Source organism: Amorphoplanes digitatis (assembly GCF_014205335.1).
GTDB lineage: Bacteria > Actinomycetota > Actinomycetes > Mycobacteriales > Micromonosporaceae > Actinoplanes > Actinoplanes digitatus.
Genome location: NZ_JACHNH010000001.1, coordinates 2,654,060 through 2,671,868 on the forward strand (window position 1 = coordinate 2,654,060; position 17,809 = coordinate 2,671,868).

General features: G+C 70.0%; 13 protein-coding genes. 10 read left to right on the forward strand and 3 right to left on the reverse strand.

Annotated features, from left to right (window positions below; genetic code table 11):
* Positions 1 to 100: 100 nt before the first annotated feature.
* From BJ971_RS11480 to BJ971_RS11490, 3 genes are all read left to right on the forward strand, one after another.
* Entirely contained in the window at positions 101 to 1,090 is a 990-nt protein-coding gene (locus tag BJ971_RS11480) for a LacI family DNA-binding transcriptional regulator (RefSeq protein ID WP_184992338.1), read from the forward strand.
* 286 nt (positions 1,091 to 1,376) lie between these two features.
* Positions 1,377 to 2,759, forward strand: coding sequence for a glycoside hydrolase family 76 protein (locus BJ971_RS41135; protein ID WP_239087103.1), 1,383 nt, complete (start codon positions 1,377 to 1,379; stop codon positions 2,757 to 2,759).
* 18 nt (positions 2,760 to 2,777) lie between these two features.
* The gene (locus tag BJ971_RS11490) at positions 2,778 to 4,181 is read left to right on the forward strand and encodes an alpha-amylase (protein ID WP_184992340.1); all 1,404 of its coding nucleotides are present in this window, start codon (positions 2,778 to 2,780) and stop codon (positions 4,179 to 4,181) included.
* A gap of 63 nt (positions 4,182 to 4,244) precedes the next feature.
* On the opposite strand, the gene BJ971_RS11495 is transcribed toward BJ971_RS11490, so the two are convergent.
* The 3 genes from BJ971_RS11495 to BJ971_RS11505 all read right to left on the reverse strand — a co-directional run bounded on the left by BJ971_RS11495 (position 4,245) and on the right by BJ971_RS11505 (position 8,647).
* Positions 4,245 to 4,883 (reverse strand): class I SAM-dependent methyltransferase family protein, encoded by a 639-nt coding sequence (locus BJ971_RS11495; RefSeq protein ID WP_184992349.1) that lies wholly within the window; start codon positions 4,881 to 4,883, stop codon positions 4,245 to 4,247.
* Positions 4,884 to 4,962: 79 nt separating this feature from the next.
* A complete protein-coding gene (locus tag BJ971_RS11500; protein WP_184992351.1) occupies positions 4,963 to 7,461 on the reverse strand; it encodes a discoidin domain-containing protein in 2,499 nt (832 codons plus the stop codon).
* Positions 7,462 to 7,612: 151 nt separating this feature from the next.
* Entirely contained in the window at positions 7,613 to 8,647 is a 1,035-nt protein-coding gene (locus BJ971_RS11505) for a LacI family DNA-binding transcriptional regulator (RefSeq protein WP_184992353.1), read from the reverse strand.
* A gap of 154 nt (positions 8,648 to 8,801) precedes the next feature.
* On the opposite strand from BJ971_RS11505, the gene BJ971_RS11510 reads away from it, so the two are divergent.
* The 7 genes from BJ971_RS11510 to fahA all read left to right on the forward strand — a co-directional run bounded on the left by BJ971_RS11510 (position 8,802) and on the right by fahA (position 17,809).
* The gene (locus BJ971_RS11510; RefSeq protein WP_184992355.1) at positions 8,802 to 10,175 is read left to right on the forward strand and encodes an ABC transporter substrate-binding protein; all 1,374 of its coding nucleotides are present in this window, start codon (positions 8,802 to 8,804) and stop codon (positions 10,173 to 10,175) included.
* Entirely contained in the window at positions 10,175 to 11,110 is a 936-nt protein-coding gene (locus BJ971_RS11515) for a carbohydrate ABC transporter permease (RefSeq protein WP_184992358.1), read from the forward strand. The genes BJ971_RS11510 and BJ971_RS11515 overlap by 1 nt, the downstream gene beginning before the upstream one ends.
* Complete coding sequence (locus tag BJ971_RS11520; RefSeq protein WP_184992360.1) at positions 11,110 to 11,931, forward strand: carbohydrate ABC transporter permease; 822 nt, start codon at positions 11,110 to 11,112, stop codon at positions 11,929 to 11,931. The genes BJ971_RS11515 and BJ971_RS11520 overlap by 1 nt, the downstream gene beginning before the upstream one ends.
* A 25-nt stretch (positions 11,932 to 11,956) precedes the next feature.
* Positions 11,957 to 14,368, forward strand: a complete 2,412-nt coding sequence (locus BJ971_RS11525) for a glycoside hydrolase family 31 protein (protein WP_184992362.1) — start codon at positions 11,957 to 11,959, stop codon at positions 14,366 to 14,368.
* A 155-nt stretch (positions 14,369 to 14,523) separates the two neighbouring features.
* Positions 14,524 to 15,729, forward strand: a complete 1,206-nt coding sequence (locus tag BJ971_RS11530; RefSeq protein WP_184992364.1) for a homogentisate 1,2-dioxygenase — start codon at positions 14,524 to 14,526, stop codon at positions 15,727 to 15,729.
* A complete protein-coding gene (locus BJ971_RS11535; protein ID WP_184992366.1) occupies positions 15,726 to 16,571 on the forward strand; it encodes a hypothetical protein in 846 nt (281 codons plus the stop codon). The genes BJ971_RS11530 and BJ971_RS11535 overlap by 4 nt, the downstream gene beginning before the upstream one ends.
* The gene (fahA, locus tag BJ971_RS11540; protein WP_184992368.1) at positions 16,568 to 17,809 is read left to right on the forward strand and encodes a fumarylacetoacetase; all 1,242 of its coding nucleotides are present in this window, start codon (positions 16,568 to 16,570) and stop codon (positions 17,807 to 17,809) included. The genes BJ971_RS11535 and fahA overlap by 4 nt, the downstream gene beginning before the upstream one ends.

Here is a 17,809-nt window from a genome sequence, read left to right on the forward strand (position 1 = left end):
CTACTCTGGCCAGGTCAAAGGCCAGTGGCCGGCGTCGATTTTGTGAGCGTTATCAACGTTCGACGATGAGGGAGATCGTGTGCCACCGCGGCAACCCACGATGCATGACGTCGCGAAGGCCGCCGGGGTCAGCACCTCCACCGTCTCGCGCGTGATCAACAACGGGCGCTACATCCGGCCCGAGACCCGCCTGGTCGTCGAGCGGGCGATCGCGGAGCTGGGCTTCCATCGCAACGAGGTCGCCCGGACGCTCCGGCCCGGCCAGACCGCCAACACGATCGCGCTGGTCATCGAGGATCCCGGAAATCCGTTCTGGTCCGCCATCACCCGCGGCGCCGAGGAGACGGCCCGGCGCAACCAGCACATGCTTGTCGTCGGCAGCACCGGGCAGGACTTCCACCGCGAGCGCGACCTGCTGCGCGACCTGGTCAGCCGCCGGGTGGACGGCCTGCTCGTGGTGCCGACCGCGCACGACCACCGCGACCTGCACACCGAGCTGAGCCGGCGGGCGCCGATGGTCTTCATCGACCGGGTGCCGGCCGGGGTGCCCGCCGACTCGGTCGTGCTGGACAACGTCGGCGGCGCCCGCCGCGCCGTCGAATACCTGCTGACCACGGGTCACCGCCGGATCGGCTACATCGGCGGCGATCCGGCCGTGAGCACCGGCTCCGCCCGGCTCGCCGGCTACCGGTCGGCGCTCGCCGACGCCGGGCTGAGCTACGACCCGGGCCTGGTCAGCCTGGGCCACCACACCGTCGAGGCCGCGACGACGGTCGCCATGTCGCTGCTGAACCGCGCCGACCCGGCCGACGCGATCTTCGCGGACAACAACCGGATCTGCGTCGGCGTGCTGCACGGCACCGACCGGCACGACCGCGACATCGCGGTGGCCGGCTTCGACGACGTCGAGCTGGTCGACCTGCTGCCGAGGTCGGTCGCCCTGATCACCTACGACGCGGTCGAGATCGGCCGGCGCGCCGCGGAGCTGCTCTTCGCCCGCATCGACGGCGGCACTGACGAGTACAAGCAGCTCGTCATGCCCACCGAGCTGGTGCTCCGCGGCCGCTTCGGCCTGCGTCGACCGCTTTAGAAAGATTTATCGTTAAAAACGATGATTGGCCAGATTGCCGGAAAGATGACAACGTTCATATGAATGTCCTGGGAACGTTGACATAGACGTAGCCGTTCATCTTTGATTGCCGATGTCTCGGCTTTTCGGCCAGATGTTCACTTCTTGCGGACTGGCGTCGTTGCCCTTGCAGCGACGTCTGTCCGGCGCGTGCGGATCTCCCCGGCATCCCCGCGCCTTCCCCCACATCCCCGAAGGAAGCCTCATGGGCACAAGATCCAGGCGCTTGCTCACGGGCGCCACAGCCGTGTTACTCGGACTGGGCGCGGCGGTCGTAGTCGCGGACAGCGCCGCCGCCGCGACACCGGCCTCATCCAGCATCGCGGTCCTGATGAAGTCCTACGACGCCGGCACCGGCCGGATCGGCGGCGGCTGGTGGACCGGCGCGGTCGCGCTGAGCACCGTCATGACCTACCGCCAGGCGACCGGCGACACCCAGTACGACTACGCCATCTCCGAGGCCTTCGCCAAGAACACCGACTTCACCAACGAGTACATCGACGACACCGGCTGGTGGGCGCTGGTCTGGCTACAGGCGTACGACATCACCGGCAACCGGAACTACCTCGGCATGGCCGAGACCACCACCAGGTACATGCACGACTACTGGGACACGACGTGTGGTGGCGGCGTCTACTGGCGGACCGACAGGCAGTACAAGGCGTCGATCGCCAACGAGCTGTTCCTCGCGGCGACGGCCGGGCTGCACAACCGGATCCCCGGCGACACCACCTACCTCGGCTGGGCGAACGCCGAGTGGAACTGGTTGAGGGGCACCGGCCTGATCAGCGCCGACCTGGTCCGCGACGGGCTCAACGTGAGCAACTGCTCGTTCAACAACGGCACCTACACCTACAACCAGGGCGTCGTCCTGCAAGGACTGATCGAGCTGTCGCGGGCCACCGGCAACACCGGCCTGCTCACCACGGCCCGCTCGATCGCGACGGCGGCGACCCGGCACTTCAACCGCACCGGCGTGCTCTTCGAGGGCTGCGAGCCGAACTGCACCGGCGACGGCCAGTCGTTCAAGGGCATCTTCGCCCGGTACCTGCGCGCGCTGGCCACCGCGGTCCGCACCACCGAGTACGACGGGTTCCTCAACACCACCGCCGACTCCATCCTGGCCAACAACACCGACGGCGAGGGACGGCAGGGCAACTCCTTCGTCGGCCCGTTCGCGTTGTGGACCTACAACACCCAGGCAAGGTCCGCGGCCGCCCTGGTCGCGGCGATAGGCGCCACCGGAGCCGGCGTCCTGCGCGGGCAGGAGTCGGGCCGATGCGCCGACGTGCCCGCCGCCGGCCGGGCCAACGGCACGGTGGTCGCGCTCTGGGACTGCAACGGCGGCCTCAACCAGCACTGGGTGGCGACCGCCGACCGCCTGCTGCGGGTGTACTGGATCAAATGCCTCGACGTCAACGCCGGTGGCACGGCCGACGGCACGCCGGTGCTGATCTACGACTGCCACGGCGGCACCAACCAGCAATGGGCCGTGAACGCCGACGGCAGCGTCGTCGGGGTGGCCTCCGGCAAGTGCCTCGACGCCACCGGCCACGGCACCGCCAACGGCACCGCGCTGGCGATCTGGACCTGCAACGGCGGTGCCAACCAGAAGTGGTCCCGCAGCTGACCTCGGAAGGACGAGACAATGAGAACAGCCGCGTTTCGTAGAACCGCCGCGTGGATAGCCGCCGCGGCGATCGGCTCGGCCGCCCTGACACCGCTGACAGACCAATCCCGCGCCGCCGCCTCCCCTCCCGGGGTCAAGGACGTCACGGCCACCCTCTTCCAGTGGAACTTCGCCTCGATCGCGAACGCCTGCACCAACACCCTTGGGCCCTCCGGTTACGGCTATGTGGAGACGTCTCCGCCGCAGGAGCACATCCAGGGGCCGCAGTGGTGGACCTCGTACCAGCCGGTGAGCTACCGCATCATCGGCCGGCTCGGCGACGTCAACTCCTTCAGGTCGATGGTGAGCACCTGCCACGCCGCCGGCGTCAGGGTGATCGTGGATGCGGTCATCAACCACATGACGATGGGCTCCGGCGTCGGGTCGGGCGGCACCGTCTACACCAAGTACAACTACCCCGGCGTCTACCAGGACCAGGATTTCCATTCCTGCCGTGCGAACATCACCAACTGGGCCGACCGGAACAACGTGCAGCAGTGCGAGCTCGTCGGCCTGGCCGACCTCAACACCGGCAGCGACCACGTGCGCTCGACCATCGCCGGCTATCTGAACAGCCTGATCGCGCTGGGCGTCGACGGCTTCCGGATCGACGCGGCCGAGCTGATGGCCGCCTCCGACCTGGCGGCCATCAAGTCGAGGCTCAGCAACCCCGGCATCTTCTGGGTACAGGAGGTCGCCGGCGGCGCGGGCCACGTCGTGCAGGCCGGTGAGTACCTCGGCACCGGCGACGTGGACATCTTCCAGGGCGCCTACGACCTCAAGCGGATCTTCACGGCGGAGCGGCTGGCCTACCTGCAGAACTGGGGCACCGCGTGGGGCGCCGGCTACCAGGCCAGTGACAGGTCCCGCACCTTCGTCGACAACTGGGACACCGAGCGCAACGGCAGCACCCTCAACTACACCTGGGGCTCCACCTACACCCTCGCCAACGTCTTCCTGCTCGCCTGGCCGTACGGGTCGCCGAACATCTTCTCGGGTTACGAGTTCTCCTCCTTCGACCAGGGTCCGCCCAACGGGGGCGTGGTGAACGCCTGCTACACGCAGGGCTGGAAGTGCCAGAACGCCTGGCCGGAGATCGCAGGAATGGTGGGCTTCCGCAACGCCGTCCGGGGTACCGCCGTGACCAACTGGTGGAGCAACGGCAACAACGCCATCGCGTTCGGCAGGGGTAACCGGGGCTACGTCGTCATCAACCACGAGGGCGCCGCCGTCACTCAGACGTTCGGCACGAGCCTGGCGGCCGGGTCGTACTGCGACGTGCAGCACCGCGGCGCCAGGTACACCGTCGGCAGCGACGGACGCTTCACCGCGACGGTCGCCGCCGGCAACGCCCTGGCTCTCTACCTCGGCGCGACCTGCTGATCTGTCGGCTCGGCATGGCTCGGGACCGCCGATCTCCAGAGGTCTCGAGCCATGGGCCGCCCGTCATTGGAGGAAACGGAAGATTCTGCCGGTTGCGGCCAGGGGCAGCGGTGCGCCGGTGAAGCGGTGAACTCCCACGGAGAACAACACGCCGGCCGGTGCGGTGAAGGCCTTTTCGGTGAAGCCTGCGTCGGCGAACCAGGTTCGAATCGTCGGAGTCAGGTCGGGCGCCCGCCGTGTCCTGGTCCAGATCACCGTGGCGTCGGCGGCGCAGAGCCGCGGCAGCGCGTGGATGGTGGCGCGGGCGTCGGCGTTGCCGATATTGCCGAGGACTCCTGCCATGATCACCAAGTCGGCGGGCACCGCATTCGAGTACGAGGCAAGGTCGCCGGCGTCGGCCTGCATGACGGTGACCTTGCAGAGGTCCTCGGCGACCACTCTGGCGCGGGCCACGGCGACGTTACGCGGGTCGTACTCGATCAGTGTCGCGCTGACTCGTCTCGCGTCCCGGCGCGAAGACAGCACGGTCAGAACGTCGTGGCCTTGACCGGCGCACATGCTCACCACGGACAGAGGTTCGCCCGGCCGCCCGTCAAGCCACTCGGCGATGTGCTGCTGGACCAGCCCCAGCCGTTGGGCCAGCGGCGAGCCGGTGTCGGTGTAGGGGCTGTGCCAGGCATACCAGTCCTTGCCGTCGTTCATGGAGGCTGAGCCTGCCATTCGGCGAGGCCGCCCGCCGCCCGGACCGGACCGGCGGGCAACCATCCCCGGAAGGCGAACCTCAGGAGGCGTGGAGGTGGACCTCCGCGAGCTGTGCCGCGTTCCAGCCGGTGTTGGCGGTGATGACGAGCCGGAACCAGCGGACGGTTGCCGGGGTGAACGTGACCGTCGCCGTGTTGTGTGCGTTGACCGCGTCGAGGAGCACCGGGGTGGGCGGCAGCAGGGTCTCGAACGTGATGCCGTCCGTGCTGCCCTGAAGCTCGATCGTCTCGGTGCGCGCGCCCCAGGCCGGGTTGTCCGGCAGCTGGAGCACCGCCCGGCCGACGCCGACCGTGTCCTGGAGGTCGATGGTGGCGGCGGCCGGGAAGACGCCCGGCTTGGCCTCCCAGAACGTGTCGGCGTTGCCGTCGGTCAGCGCGTTCGGGTTCCAGCCGTCGATGATGCTGGTGACCGTCACCGGCCGGCCCTCGGCCAGGTCGCCCGTGGCGGACAGGCCGTCGCCGGTCAGCGCGACCAATTGCTGTGAGGCGCTTCCGGCGCCGGTCACGGTGAACGTGCCCGATCGCGAGCCGGCCCGGGTGGGTCCGAACGTGACGCTCGCCAGGCACGAGGCGTGCGGGGCCAGCCGGGCCGGGCAGTTCGTGGTCCGGCTGTAGTCGCCGGTGACGGTGACCGACCGGATGGTCACCGGCCTGCTCGTCGGGTTGACGATCCGCACGATCCTCGGCTCGCCGGTGGTGCCGGCCGTGACATGTCCGAAGTCGACGGACGCCGGGTCGAGCAGGAGCGGTCCGGGCGGCGGGAAGCCGCAGCTCACGTCCTGCCAGCCGACGTTGCCCGGTCCTTGCGCGATGGTGAAGCCGGAGCCGCAGTCGTAGGTGCCGCCGGCGCCGAGCCCGGCCGCGCGCACCCCGGTGAAGGTGGCGCTGCCGGGCGACTCCAGTTGCACGGCGAAGGTGCCGGCGCCGGCTATGTCGACGTTCTTCAGCGACAACCCGGTGATGTTCAGGCCGTGGGTCTGCACGGCCTCGTAGGCGCTGTCGATCAGCTTCGTGTCGGAGACGGCGATCGCGCCGGTGATCGGCGAATCGGCCGCCCAGAACCAGAGCGCGCCGAGCCCGGTCTTCCAGAACTGGTCGAGGACGCCGGCCCGGATCGCCGTGTTCCTGGAGATCGTCGTCGTCCCGGCCAGCGGCACCGAGTTGAACCGGTTGCCGACGTGCAGGCCACCGCCCTGTGTCACCGTGTCGGCCACCACGTTGCGGGTGACGGCGTTGTCCCGGCCGCCGTAGATCGCGATGTTGTTCGCGAGGATCGGGCTGATCACGGTGTTGTCGCGGAAAGCGTTGCCGGCGTCGGCGTCGCGGTCCGACCACATCGCCAGCCCGTCGTCGCCGGTGTTGCGGACGAAGCTGTTCTCCACCACGGAATCGACGACGCCCTGGTGGAAGTTCACGCCGTCCGCGGTCTGGTCGAGGATACGCAGGCGGGTCAGGGTGAGGCCGCGCATCGGCCCGTCCAGCCAGGCGCCGACCTTGGAGTGCTGGATCCAGAGGTCCGAGACGGTCGACGAGCTCAGCGCGCCGCCGATGCCGTTTACCTGTGCGTTGTCGTTGCGCTCGGTGACCTCGCCGAGGATCGCGAAGTGCGACAGGGCGACGTCGGAGCTGCCGCCGTCCGCCGGCGCCCGGCCGTAGATCCCGACGTTGTCGCCGGTCAGCACCGAGTACCACTGGCCGGCGCCGGTCATCGTCACCTTGTCGACGATGAGGTGCCGGCCGACCTTGAACGTGCCCTCCGGAATCCACACCGGACGGCCCGCCGCGGACGCCGCGGCGATCGCGGCGTCGAAGGCGTCCGAGGAGTCGGCGGCGCCGGTCGGGTCGGCGCCGTAGCCGGTCACCGGCAGCGACCCGGCCGGCCGGGGCCGCGGCGGCGCCACCGTCTCGAAGTCGGCCAGGTCGATGACGTACCAGGCGGCGGTGTCGGCCGCGCCTACCTGGAGCCGGACGCGGGAACCGGCCGGCAGGGTCCGGCCGAGCCGCACCCGGGCCTCGTCGAAGTAGTGGTGCGGGGTGCCCTGCGCGGGGACGTTGGTGAACGGGTAGGAGCCGTAGTACCAGCCGTACCGCGACGTGGTCGCCAGCGAGGCCAGGCGGCGGCCGCCGGAGTAGACGCCGAGCGTGGAGTCCGCGCCCCTGCCGTCCGCGCTGTCCGGCACCGAGTACCGCACGGTGACCGCGTTGGCCGGCCTGGCCAGGGTGAACTCGACGTACTCGTGCTTGCCGGCGAGCCGGACCGCGCGCCGGCCGGAGGCCTCGGCGGCGATCGTCGTGTACGTGTGGTCGGAGCGCACCGGGCTGCCGTTGGTGGCGGCGTTCTCGGCCTCGTACTCGGTGAACGGAACGGTGGCGCCCCGGCCGGCGGTCGCGGGGGCGGGCAGCCCGGCGACAGTCACCGGCGTGGGCGGGTGCGCGGCGCTCGCCGGGGAGGCCAGGAAGAGGCCGGCGGCACACAACGCGAGTGACGTGGACAGGGCGGCACCGCGGGACGTTGTCATCGACTGCCTTTCCGAGAATTTGGGAAGGTCAGCTCGCCCGTTGACTGGGAACGCACGAAAAGTGCCGAAGAATGAGCTCAGCATCGGGTGCCGCGGCACGGCAAGGAGCGAGCGGATTCAATGTAGACGCGTCCGAGAGCACGTGCAATAGTTAGTTTATCGGTATAGCTGGCGGCGGGCCGACGGAGCCGCGTTCGACGAGGGTGACGCCCAGCACGCGTCGCTCGGAACGCACCGTCGGCCACTGCGCGAGCTGGGCCAGCAGGACCTCCACCGCCGCGCGGGCCTTGCCCGGGATGTCCTGGCGCAGGGTGGTGATCTCGGGGGTGACGTGCCGGGCGACCTCCAGGTCGTCGAACCCGATGATCGACATCTGGTCCGGCACCGGGAACCCGGCCCGGACGAAGCCCTTGAGCAGGCCCGCGGCGATGATGTCGGCGGTGGCGAAGACCGCCGTCGGCCGATCCGGGGCCGCCAGCACCTGCCGCGCCGCGTCGACGGCCGCGTCGAAGCTCGCGTTGCACCGCACCACGTGCTCGGGCCGCAGCTCCAGCCCGGCCTCCGCCAGGGCCTGCACGAAGCCGGCGTGCCGCTCGCGGACGACGCCGGGCTCGTCGAACGCCGGGCCGACGAAGCCGATCCGGCGGTGCCCGGCCTCGACCAGGCGGCGCCCGGCCAGGCTGCCGCCGAGCCGGTCCTCGATGCCGACGTTGCTGATCTGCGGCGAGGTGCCGTGGTTGTCGATGAACACCATCGGCGCCTCGTAGGCCCGGTGCAGCGCGGCGACCTCGTCCGCCCGCGTGCCCAGGAAGATCGCCCCGTCGACGTTCCAGGAGCGCAGGCTGTTGGCGGTGGACTCCACGCTGTTCACCGAGTGCGCCATCAGGTAGAGGCCGGCCTGGGTGACGTGCGCCTCGACCTCGCCGAGGAACAGCGAGTCGTGCGGGTTCATCAGTGGTTCTATCCCGCCGGCGTCGCGTCCGGGGAAGGCAAGCGCGACCAGGTTCGACCGCCGCGCGCTCAGCGACCGGGCCGTGGCGTTGGGGACGTAGCCGAGCCGGCCGACGACCTCCATCACCCGGGCGATGGTGGCGGGGGAGACCCGGTCGCGGTGCCCGTTGAGCACGTTGGAGACCGTCATCTTCGAGACCCCCGCCTCGCGGGCGACGTCCTGGAGCGTCGGCATCTCTCGTCCTTCCTGCGCCCGGGCGGCGGTGGTACCCCCTCGGACATCGAACACCATCTTGACGTCGGCGTGCGGCCGGGCTAGCGTTCCCGAAGTATACCGGTAAACCTAATCGCAATTCGAATGCCCGTCGGGCAATTCCTGCGGAGGTTCCATGAAGACCACACGCACATTGACAGCCGTCCTGGCGGCAAGCGTCCTTATGTTGGCGGCCTGCTCGGGTAAGTCATCCGACGGCGACGGGGTGAAGGACACCACGGCGGACAAGGGGCTGCCGGTCGTCGGCGTGAATCTGAAGTATGACCCGAACACCTTGGTCAACGACGGGAAACCGATCCATCTCGACTGGTGGGCCTGGGGGAACATCCCGCAGATGCAGGCGTTCGCCGACGCCTACCAGAAGATCCACCCGAACGTCGACATCACCCTCGTCAACCAGCCGTGGGAGGACTACTGGACCAAGCTGCCGCTTCAGCTACAGGGCACGAAGGGGCCGGTGATCTTCAACGTCCACAACAGCGAGCACGACAACATCATCAAGTACATGGCGCCGTACGACGTGCCCGTCGAGGCGCTGACGGCGGATTACACGAACGCCAAGTCGCACGTGATCGACGGGAAGGTCTACTACATCGACCTGGGGCTGATGAGCGGGGCCATCTACTACAACAAGGACATGTGGGCCAAGGCCGGCCTGACCGACGCCGACATCCCGGAGACCTGGGACCAGTTCAGCGCGGTGGCGAAGCGGCTCACCGTCCGCGACGGCACGAAGCTCAAGCAGGCGGGATTCAACTTCAACGCCTCGTTCAGCGCCTTCCAGTCCGGCATGGCCTACCAGCTCGGGCAGAACATGTTCGCCGCCGACGGAAAGACGCCGACCGTCGACAACCCCGCGAACCTCCAGGTCATCCAGCGCTTCCTGCAGATGTACGCGGACGGCAGCGGCTCGAAGGACTTCGGGACCGAGGCGACCACCAGCTTCGGGCAGGGACAGACCGCCATGGTCTACGCCTGGGGCTGGTACGAGGGCAACCTGCGGTCGGAGTTCCCGAAGATCAAGTTCGGGGTCTTCCGCACCCCGGTGCCCACCGCCGGCACGACGCCGTACGCCTTCGACCGCTACAACGGCGAGTCGACCCTGGGCATCAACCGGAACGCCCCCGCCGACCAGCAGGCCGCCGCGCAGGACTTCCTGAAGTTCTACCTCACCGACAAGGCCGGCATGAAGGCGCTCGACCTGAGCTACGGCGTCTTCCCGGCGTACAAGCCGCTGGCCGACGACCCCGACATCAAGGCCGACCCGGCGTTGCAGGCCTACGGCGACATCGACCGCTACATCTGGCCGGGGACCATCCCGTCCACGTTCGAGGACAACTTCACCAAGATGTGGCAGGACATCCTCTACAACAAGGTCGATCCGGCCAAGGCGCTCACCGCGGCGCAGCAGAAGATCACCACCGATCTGGCGGGCAAGGACTTCCAGTCCGCCGAGCACCTGTACGCCGCGTACGTGCCCGGGCCCTGATGGCCACCACCATCGAATCCGCGCCGCCGCCGGTCCGCTCGCCGGGTCGGCGGCGGGGAACCCCGGTCGCCCGCGGGGAGCGCCCGCTGCGCCTGGTCGTCGTCACGACGATCATCGTGGCGATCCTCGCCCTGGTGGCCTGGCCGATCGTGGCCGCGCTGCTGGGCAGCCTGCACGACTGGAACCCGCTCAACGGCACCTACGAATGGGTCGGCACGGCGAACTACCGGCGGCTGTTCGACGATCCGGTGTTCTGGACCTCGTCGGTGAACACCGTCGTCTTCATGGTGGGCGCGATCCTCGGCCGGGTCGTCCTCGGCGTGGCGCTCGCCTACGCCATCTACTCGCGGCTGACCCGCACCAAGACCCTGTTCCGCACCCTCTACTACCTGCCGACGGTCACGCCGCTGGTCGCGGTGGCGTACGTCTGGCGGCTGATGTACCACCCGCAGTTCGGTGCGGTGAACTCGATCCTCGGGCTCGACGTCAACTGGCTCTACGACAGCCGCTTCGCGCTGCTCGCCGTCATGGTGATGACGATCTGGAAGGACTTCGGGTTCGCGGTCATCCTCTACCTCGCCGGGCTGTACTCGCTGCGCACGGACGTGTTGCAGGCGGCGGAGGTGGACGGCGCCGGCGCCTGGGCGCGGTTCCGCCGGGTGATCTGGCCGATGCTGCGCCCGACGACCCTGCTGGTCGTCGTGACCTCGATGATCGGCTACCTACAGGCGTTCGTGCAGGTCCTGGTCCTGACCGGCGGCGGCCCGGGCGACTCGACAAGCCTGATCTCGTACCTGATCTATCAGCAGGCGTTCGAGAAGTACGACTTCGGGTACGCGTCCGCCGCCGCGTTCGTGCTCTTCGTCGCCACCGCGGTGCTGACCCTGCTGCTGTTCCGGGCGCAGAGCGGCCCGCTGCGCGGAAAGGCACGCTGATGCGTCGCGGGATCGCCTCCCTCTGCCTGCACGGTGCCCTGCTGGCCGTCGCGGCCGTGACGATCTTCCCGTTCGTGTGGATGCTGCTGTCGAGCTTCAAGAGCGCCGACGAGATCTCCGCGGTCGATCAGCACCTGCTGCCGCACGTCTGGACGCTGGAGAACTACCGGTCGATCCAGGAGAACTTCGACGCGGTGCGGCTGCTCGGCAACTCGCTGATGCTCTCGATCGTGATCACCGCGATCGCCGTGTACACCAGCCTGCTCGGCGGGTACGTCTTCGGGAAGTACCGCTTCCGGGGCCGCGGCGCGCTGTTCGCGGTGGTCCTGGCGACCATGATGATCCCCTGGGCCGTCGTCCTGATCCCGCGCTACACGATGTTCACCGGCGCCGGGCTCCAGGACAGCTACGCGTCGATCGTCATCCCGGCGGCGATCAGCTCCTTCGGCATCTTCATGATGCGCCAGAGCATGGACAACGTGCCGGACGAGATCCTCGAGGCCGCCCGCATCGACGGCGCCTCCGAGCTGTACATCTTCCACCGCATCGTCGCACCGATGAGCGTCAACGCGATCTCGGCGCTGGCCATCTTCCAGTTCCTGTGGGTCTGGGAGGACTACCTTTGGCCGTACCTGATGCTCAGCACGCCGTCCAAGCAGGTGCTCGCGGTGGGCCTGACCACGTTCAGCGGGCAGTACAGCACCGACTACGGCGGCCTGTTCGCGGCGACGACGGTGTCGATCGTCCCCGTCGTCATCGTCTACGTGATCTTCCAGAAGCGCTTCATCGCCGGGGCGGCCAGCGCCGCCGTCAAGGGCTGAGTCCCACCGTCAAGGAAGGCCAGGCGTGTCCGACGCTCAGTATTTCCGCACATTCACCCGGGTCGACGCCGTGGAGGTGACCGCACAGGGGCTGTCCGCCCGGTTGCACGGCGAGCGGCTCAGCGTCGACGTCGTCCGCGCGGACGTCGTGCGTATCGCGATCAGCCGGGGCGGCGTCTTCGAGGAACGGCCGTCCCACGCGGTGTGCGTGGACCCGTTGGCGGCAGAGGTGCCGTTCACGGTGGAGGAGGCGGACGGCGGGAGCGTCGTGCGGTTGCGGACCTCGCGGCTGGTGGTCACCCTGTGCACGGCGCCGTTCCGGCTGGACGTGCACCGCCCCGACGGCTCGCCGGTCGCGGTCGGCGCGGACGACGCCGGCGCGTACGCGACGTTGAACGACGCGTTCGTGATCCGCCGCCGGTGCCGCGGCGCCGACGCGATCTACGGCCTGGGTGAGAAGACCGGCCGGCTGAACCGGCGCGGGCGCGATTTCGCGCTGTGGAACGTCGACGTCCTTGACCCGCGCGCCTCGGGCGAGTTCGCCGCCGCGCGGGCGGATGCGGATCCGCGGGCGGACCCGAGGAGTACGGAGTTCGATCCGTACTACGTCTCCATCCCGTTCTTCTATCACCTGGACGCCGCCTCGGGGGCGACGGCCGGCTCGTTCGTCGACAATCCCTACCGCTCCCACTACGACTTCGCCGTGCCGGGGGAGTACTCGATCCGGTTCGACGGCGGCCAGTACGTCGAGTACGTCTTCGCCGGCCCCCGGATGCCGGACATCCTGGCCGCGTACACGTGGCTGACCGGAAGGATCGCGGTCCCGCCGGTGTGGTCGCTGGGGTATCAGCAGTGCCGGTGGTTCGCGTACACCCAGGCCGACGTCGAGGCCCTGGCCCGCCGGCACCGCCGGGAGGAGATCCCCTGCGACGGCCTGTGGCTGGACATCGAGCACATGGACGGCTACCGGGTGTTCACCTGGGACCCGGAGCGGTTCCCCGACCCGGCGGCGATGCTGTGCCGGCTGGCGGACGCCGGGTACCGGCTGGTGACGATCGTGGATCCGGGCGTCAAGCACGAACCCGGGTACCGGGTGTTCGACGAGGCGGAGAAGGCCGACCTGCTGTGCCGTACCGAAGGTGGCGGTGTGTTCCTCGGCCAGGTCTGGCCGGGCGACACGGCGTTCCCCGACTTCACCCTTCCGGAGACCCGGGCCTGGTGGGGCCGGCTGAACGCCGAGCACGTGCGTTCCGGGGTCTCCGGGATCTGGAACGACATGAACGAGCCGGCCACGGGGGCGATCGACCCGCAAGCGATGCGGTTCGATCGCGGCCGGCACTCACACGAGCGGTTCCACAACCAGTACGCGCTGCTGATGGCGATGGCGACCGTGGAGGGTATGCGCGCGGAGCACCCGGACCGGCGCCCGTTCGTGCTGTCGCGGGCCGGTTCGGCGGGGATTCAGCGGTACGCCGCGAACTGGATGGGCGACAACGTGTCCCGCTGGGATCACCTGGCGATGAGCATGCCGATGGCCGCGGGCCTCGGGCTGAGCGGGCAGGCGTTCGTCGGCGCCGACGTCGGCGGGTTCATGGGCGACGCGAACGCCGAACTGTTCCTGCGCTGGATGCAGTACGGGGTGCTGACGCCGTTCTGCCGCAACCATTCGGCGATCATGAATGTGGACCAGTACGCCTGGTCCTTCGGACCGCTGGTGGCGAACCTGGTCGGCGAGGCGGTCCGGCTGCGCTACCGGCTGATCCCTTACCTGTACGCGGCGTTCGTCGAGGCGAGCCGGACCGGCGCGCCGGTGCAGCGGCCGCTGGTGTTCGACCACCAGGACGACCCGCTGGCCCGGGACGTGGACGACGAGTACCTGTTCGGCCCGGACCTGCTGGTCGCGCCGGTCACGGCCGCGGGGATGACCGAGCGGCGGGTGTACCTGCCGGCGGGCACCTGGGTCGACTGGTACGACGGGACGGTCCTGACCGGGCCGGGCTTCGTGACCGCGGCGACACCGATGGACCGGATCCCGCTGTACGCCCGGGGCGGCGCGGTGATCCCGATGTGGCCGCACGCGCCGGAGCACGCCGACGGGTACCAGCCCCGCGGCACCGAGCTGCACGTGGTGGTGCCGGCCGGCGACGGCACGCACCTCTCGCTGCTGGTCGAGGACGACGGCGTCACCACCGCGGCCGAGGACGGGGCCTTGCGGCGCACCGTCTTCACCCTGACCCGCGCCGGAGGCACGGTGACCGTGGCGGCGCGCACCAGCGGCGACGGTTACCCCGAGTTCGTCCGCGAGGAGTTCGTCCTGGTGATCCGCGGCGCGCACCCGCGCGAGGTCCGGGTCGACGGCGCCGACCACCCGGTGACCGGCGCGCGCGTGCGGTTCGGCAACACCGGCGGTGACTTCACCGCGACCTTCATCCTCTGATCGCTGTACAGATTGCCCAACGTTTACCTCCTAGACCCGGCATCCTTGCGCATACTGCTCGCTCCCGACTGGGCTTGTTGTGCACCATGGCCTCGTTCCTCAAAGCTGGTCACCGCAGCCGTGACAGGCTCACCGGGCAAGGATCGGAGGCACGGATGGCGCACTACCAGCGGGCCGGCAACATCCCGGCCAAACGTCACACCCAGCATCGCGACCCCGGCGGCAACCTCTACTACGAGGAGCTGATGGGCGAGGAGGGCTTCTCCTCCGACTCGTCGCTGCTGTACCACCGGCACGTGCCCTCGGCCATCGTCGACGCGCGCGCCTGGGACCTGCCCGACCTGGCGACCGTGGCGAACCAGCCGTTGCTGCCCCGGCACCTGAGGCTGCACGAGCTCTTCGGCGACCAGGACTGGAAGTCGCGGGACGCGGTGCGCGACCGGCGCCTGGTCCTGGGCAACGCCGACGTCCGGATCGCCTACGTCGTGGCCGGCGAGGCGTCGCCGCTGTACCGCAACGCCACCGGCGACGAATGCGTGTACGTCGAGTCCGGCGGCGGCACCGTGGAGACGATCTTCGGTGACCTCGAGGTCGGCTTCGGCGATTACGTGATCATTCCGCGGGCGACCACCCACCGCTGGGTGCCGGCCGGGCACGAGCCGCTGCGCCTGTATGTCATCGAGGCCAACAGCCACATCGCCCCGCCCAAGCGGTACCTGTCGCGCTACGGCCAGTTCCTGGAGCACTCGCCGTACTGCGAGCGCGACCTGCGCACCCCGGGGGACCTGCGCACGGTGGACGCGCAGGACGTCGAGGTGTACATCAAGCACCGAGGCGACGGCCCGGCCGGGCTCGCCGGCACCGTGCACGTGCTGCCCGACCACCCCTTCGACGTGGTCGGGTGGGACGGCTGCCTGTACCCGTACGCGTTCAACATCGCCGATTTCGAGCCGATCACCGGCCGGGTGCACCAGCCTCCGCCGGTGCACCAGGTCTTCGAGGGCACCAACTTCGTCGTCTGCAACTTCGTGCCGCGCAAGGTCGACTACCACCCCCTGTCCGTGCCGGTGCCCTACTACCACTCCAACGTGGACAGCGACGAGGTCATGTTCTACGTCGGCGGCGACTACGAGGCCCGCAAGGGCTCCGGGATCAACGTCGGCTCCATCTCGCTGCACCCCGGCGGCTACTCGCACGGCCCGCAGCCGAGCGCCATCGAGGCCAGCCTCGGCGCGGAACGCTTCGACGAGCTCGCCGTCATGGTCGACACCTTCCGGCCGCTCGGCCTCGGCGAGGCCGGCCGGGCCTGCGACGACGGAAAGTACGCCTGGACCTGGGCCGGACGGGGGCCGAACACGTGACCGCGACCCGGACCGCGCCGGCCCGGCTCTTCCTCGGCCTGCTCGACGACGCCGCCGTCTTCCCGCCCGGCAACGTGCCCATCCCCGAGGCCGTTCCGGCGCACCGCGAGCGCCGGTCGACGCCGCTGGCGCCGCTGCTCGGGCCGTTCATCTGCTCCCTGCCGCGCTGGGCGGAGCTGACGGCGGCGCTGCCCGACGGTTCCCCGCTGCCGGTCTCGCTCACCCTCCCCGGCGGCACCGAGGACGTGCCCGCCGCGATGGCGCTGGCGCGCGCGGAGCCCCGGGTGAGCCTGGTGGCCCTCGAAGTGCCGGCGACCGCCGCCGGGCTGGACGACCTGGTGTACACCCTCGACCGGCAGGTGCCCCCGGAGGTGAACACCTACGTCGAGCTGCCCTGGGCCGACGTCACGGCGGCAACGGTCGCCACGCTCGCCGGCGCCGGCCTGCGCCTGAAGATCCGTACCGGCGGCGTGGTCGCGGCGGCGTTCCCCGGCGAGCGGCAGCTCGCCGGCGTCCTGGAGACGGCGGTGCGGGGCGGGCTCGCGTACAAGCTCACCGCCGGCCTGCACGACCCGATCCGGCACCGGGATCCGGCCACCGGCTTCGAACACCACGGATACCTGAACGTGCTCCTCGCGACCGCCCGCGCCCTGACGGGCGGCGCCGTCGACGCGGCGCTGGCCGACCACGACGGCGCGCGGGTGGCGGCCGCGGTCGCCGCGATCGACGACCCGCTGGCCGAGCGGGTACGCCACCACTTCGTCAGCTTCGGCACGTGCAGCATCACCGAGCCGGTCGACGGCCTGCTGCGCCACGGACTTCTCCCGGAGGACCCACGTTGACCACCGTCTCGGCCGCCACCTGGCTCGACGTTCCGGCGGACCATCCGTTCGGCATCGCCACCCTGCCCTACGGGGTCTTCGGCACGGCGTCCGATCCGGACCCCAGGGTGGGAGTCGCGATCAGTGACTTGATCCTCGACCTGGCGCCGGCCGTACGGGTACTGGCGCCGGAGCTCGCGCCCGCCGTCGCGGGACCGTCGCTGGACACCCTGCTGGCCGCCGGGCCGCGGGCCTGGTCGCGGGTGCGCGCCCTGGTGACCACCTGGCTCACCGACGCCGGCTACTCCGACCGGCTCGCCCCGCACCTGGTACCCGCGCGGGACGCCGTCATGCACCTGCCGTTCACGGTCGCCGACTACGTCGACTTCTACGCCTCCGAGCAGCACGCGACGAACCTCGGCCGGATGTTCCGCCCCGGCCAGGACCCGCTCACCCCGAACTGGAAGCACCTGCCGATCGGCTACCACGGCCGCGCCGGCACCGTGGTCGGCTCCGGCACCGACGTCGTACGCCCCAGCGGCCAGCGCCGCGGCGCCGACGGCGAGATCACCTTCGGCCCGTCGGCGCGCCTGGACATCGAGGCCGAGCTGGGCTTCGTCGTCGGAACCCCGTCGCGGCTGGGCGCGCCCGTCGACCTCGCCCGGTTCGACGAGCACGTCTTCGGGGCCTGCCTGGTCAACGACTGGTCCGCCCGCGACATCCAGGCCTGGGAGTACGTTCCCCTCGGCCCCTTCCTCGGCAAGTCCTTCGCCACCTCCGTCTCGCCCTGGATCGTGCCGCTGGCCGCGCTCGAACCGGCCCGGGTGCCGCCGCCGGCCCGCACCGTGCCGCTGCTGCCGTACCTCGACGACGCGGCAACGCCGCCGTGGGGGCTGGACGTCCGGCTCGAGGTGCGGCTCAACGGCCACGTCGTCTCCCGCCCGAGGTTCGAGGGCATGTACTGGACCCCCGCACAGATGCTGGCGCACCTGACCGCCAACGGCGCGTCGCTGCGCACCGGTGACCTCTACGCCTCCGGCACGATCAGCGGCGAGCGCCCCGACCAGCGCGGCTCGCTCATCGAGCTGTCGTGGGGCGGCGCCGAGCCGCTGCGGCTGCCGGACGGAACGACCCGGACCTTCCTCGAGGACGGCGACGAGGTCGTGATCAGCGCGAGCGCGCCCGGCGCGGACGGCGCCGTCATCGGCTTCGGCGAGGTCCGCGGCCGCATCCTGCCCGCACACCAGGCGCCTCGTTGA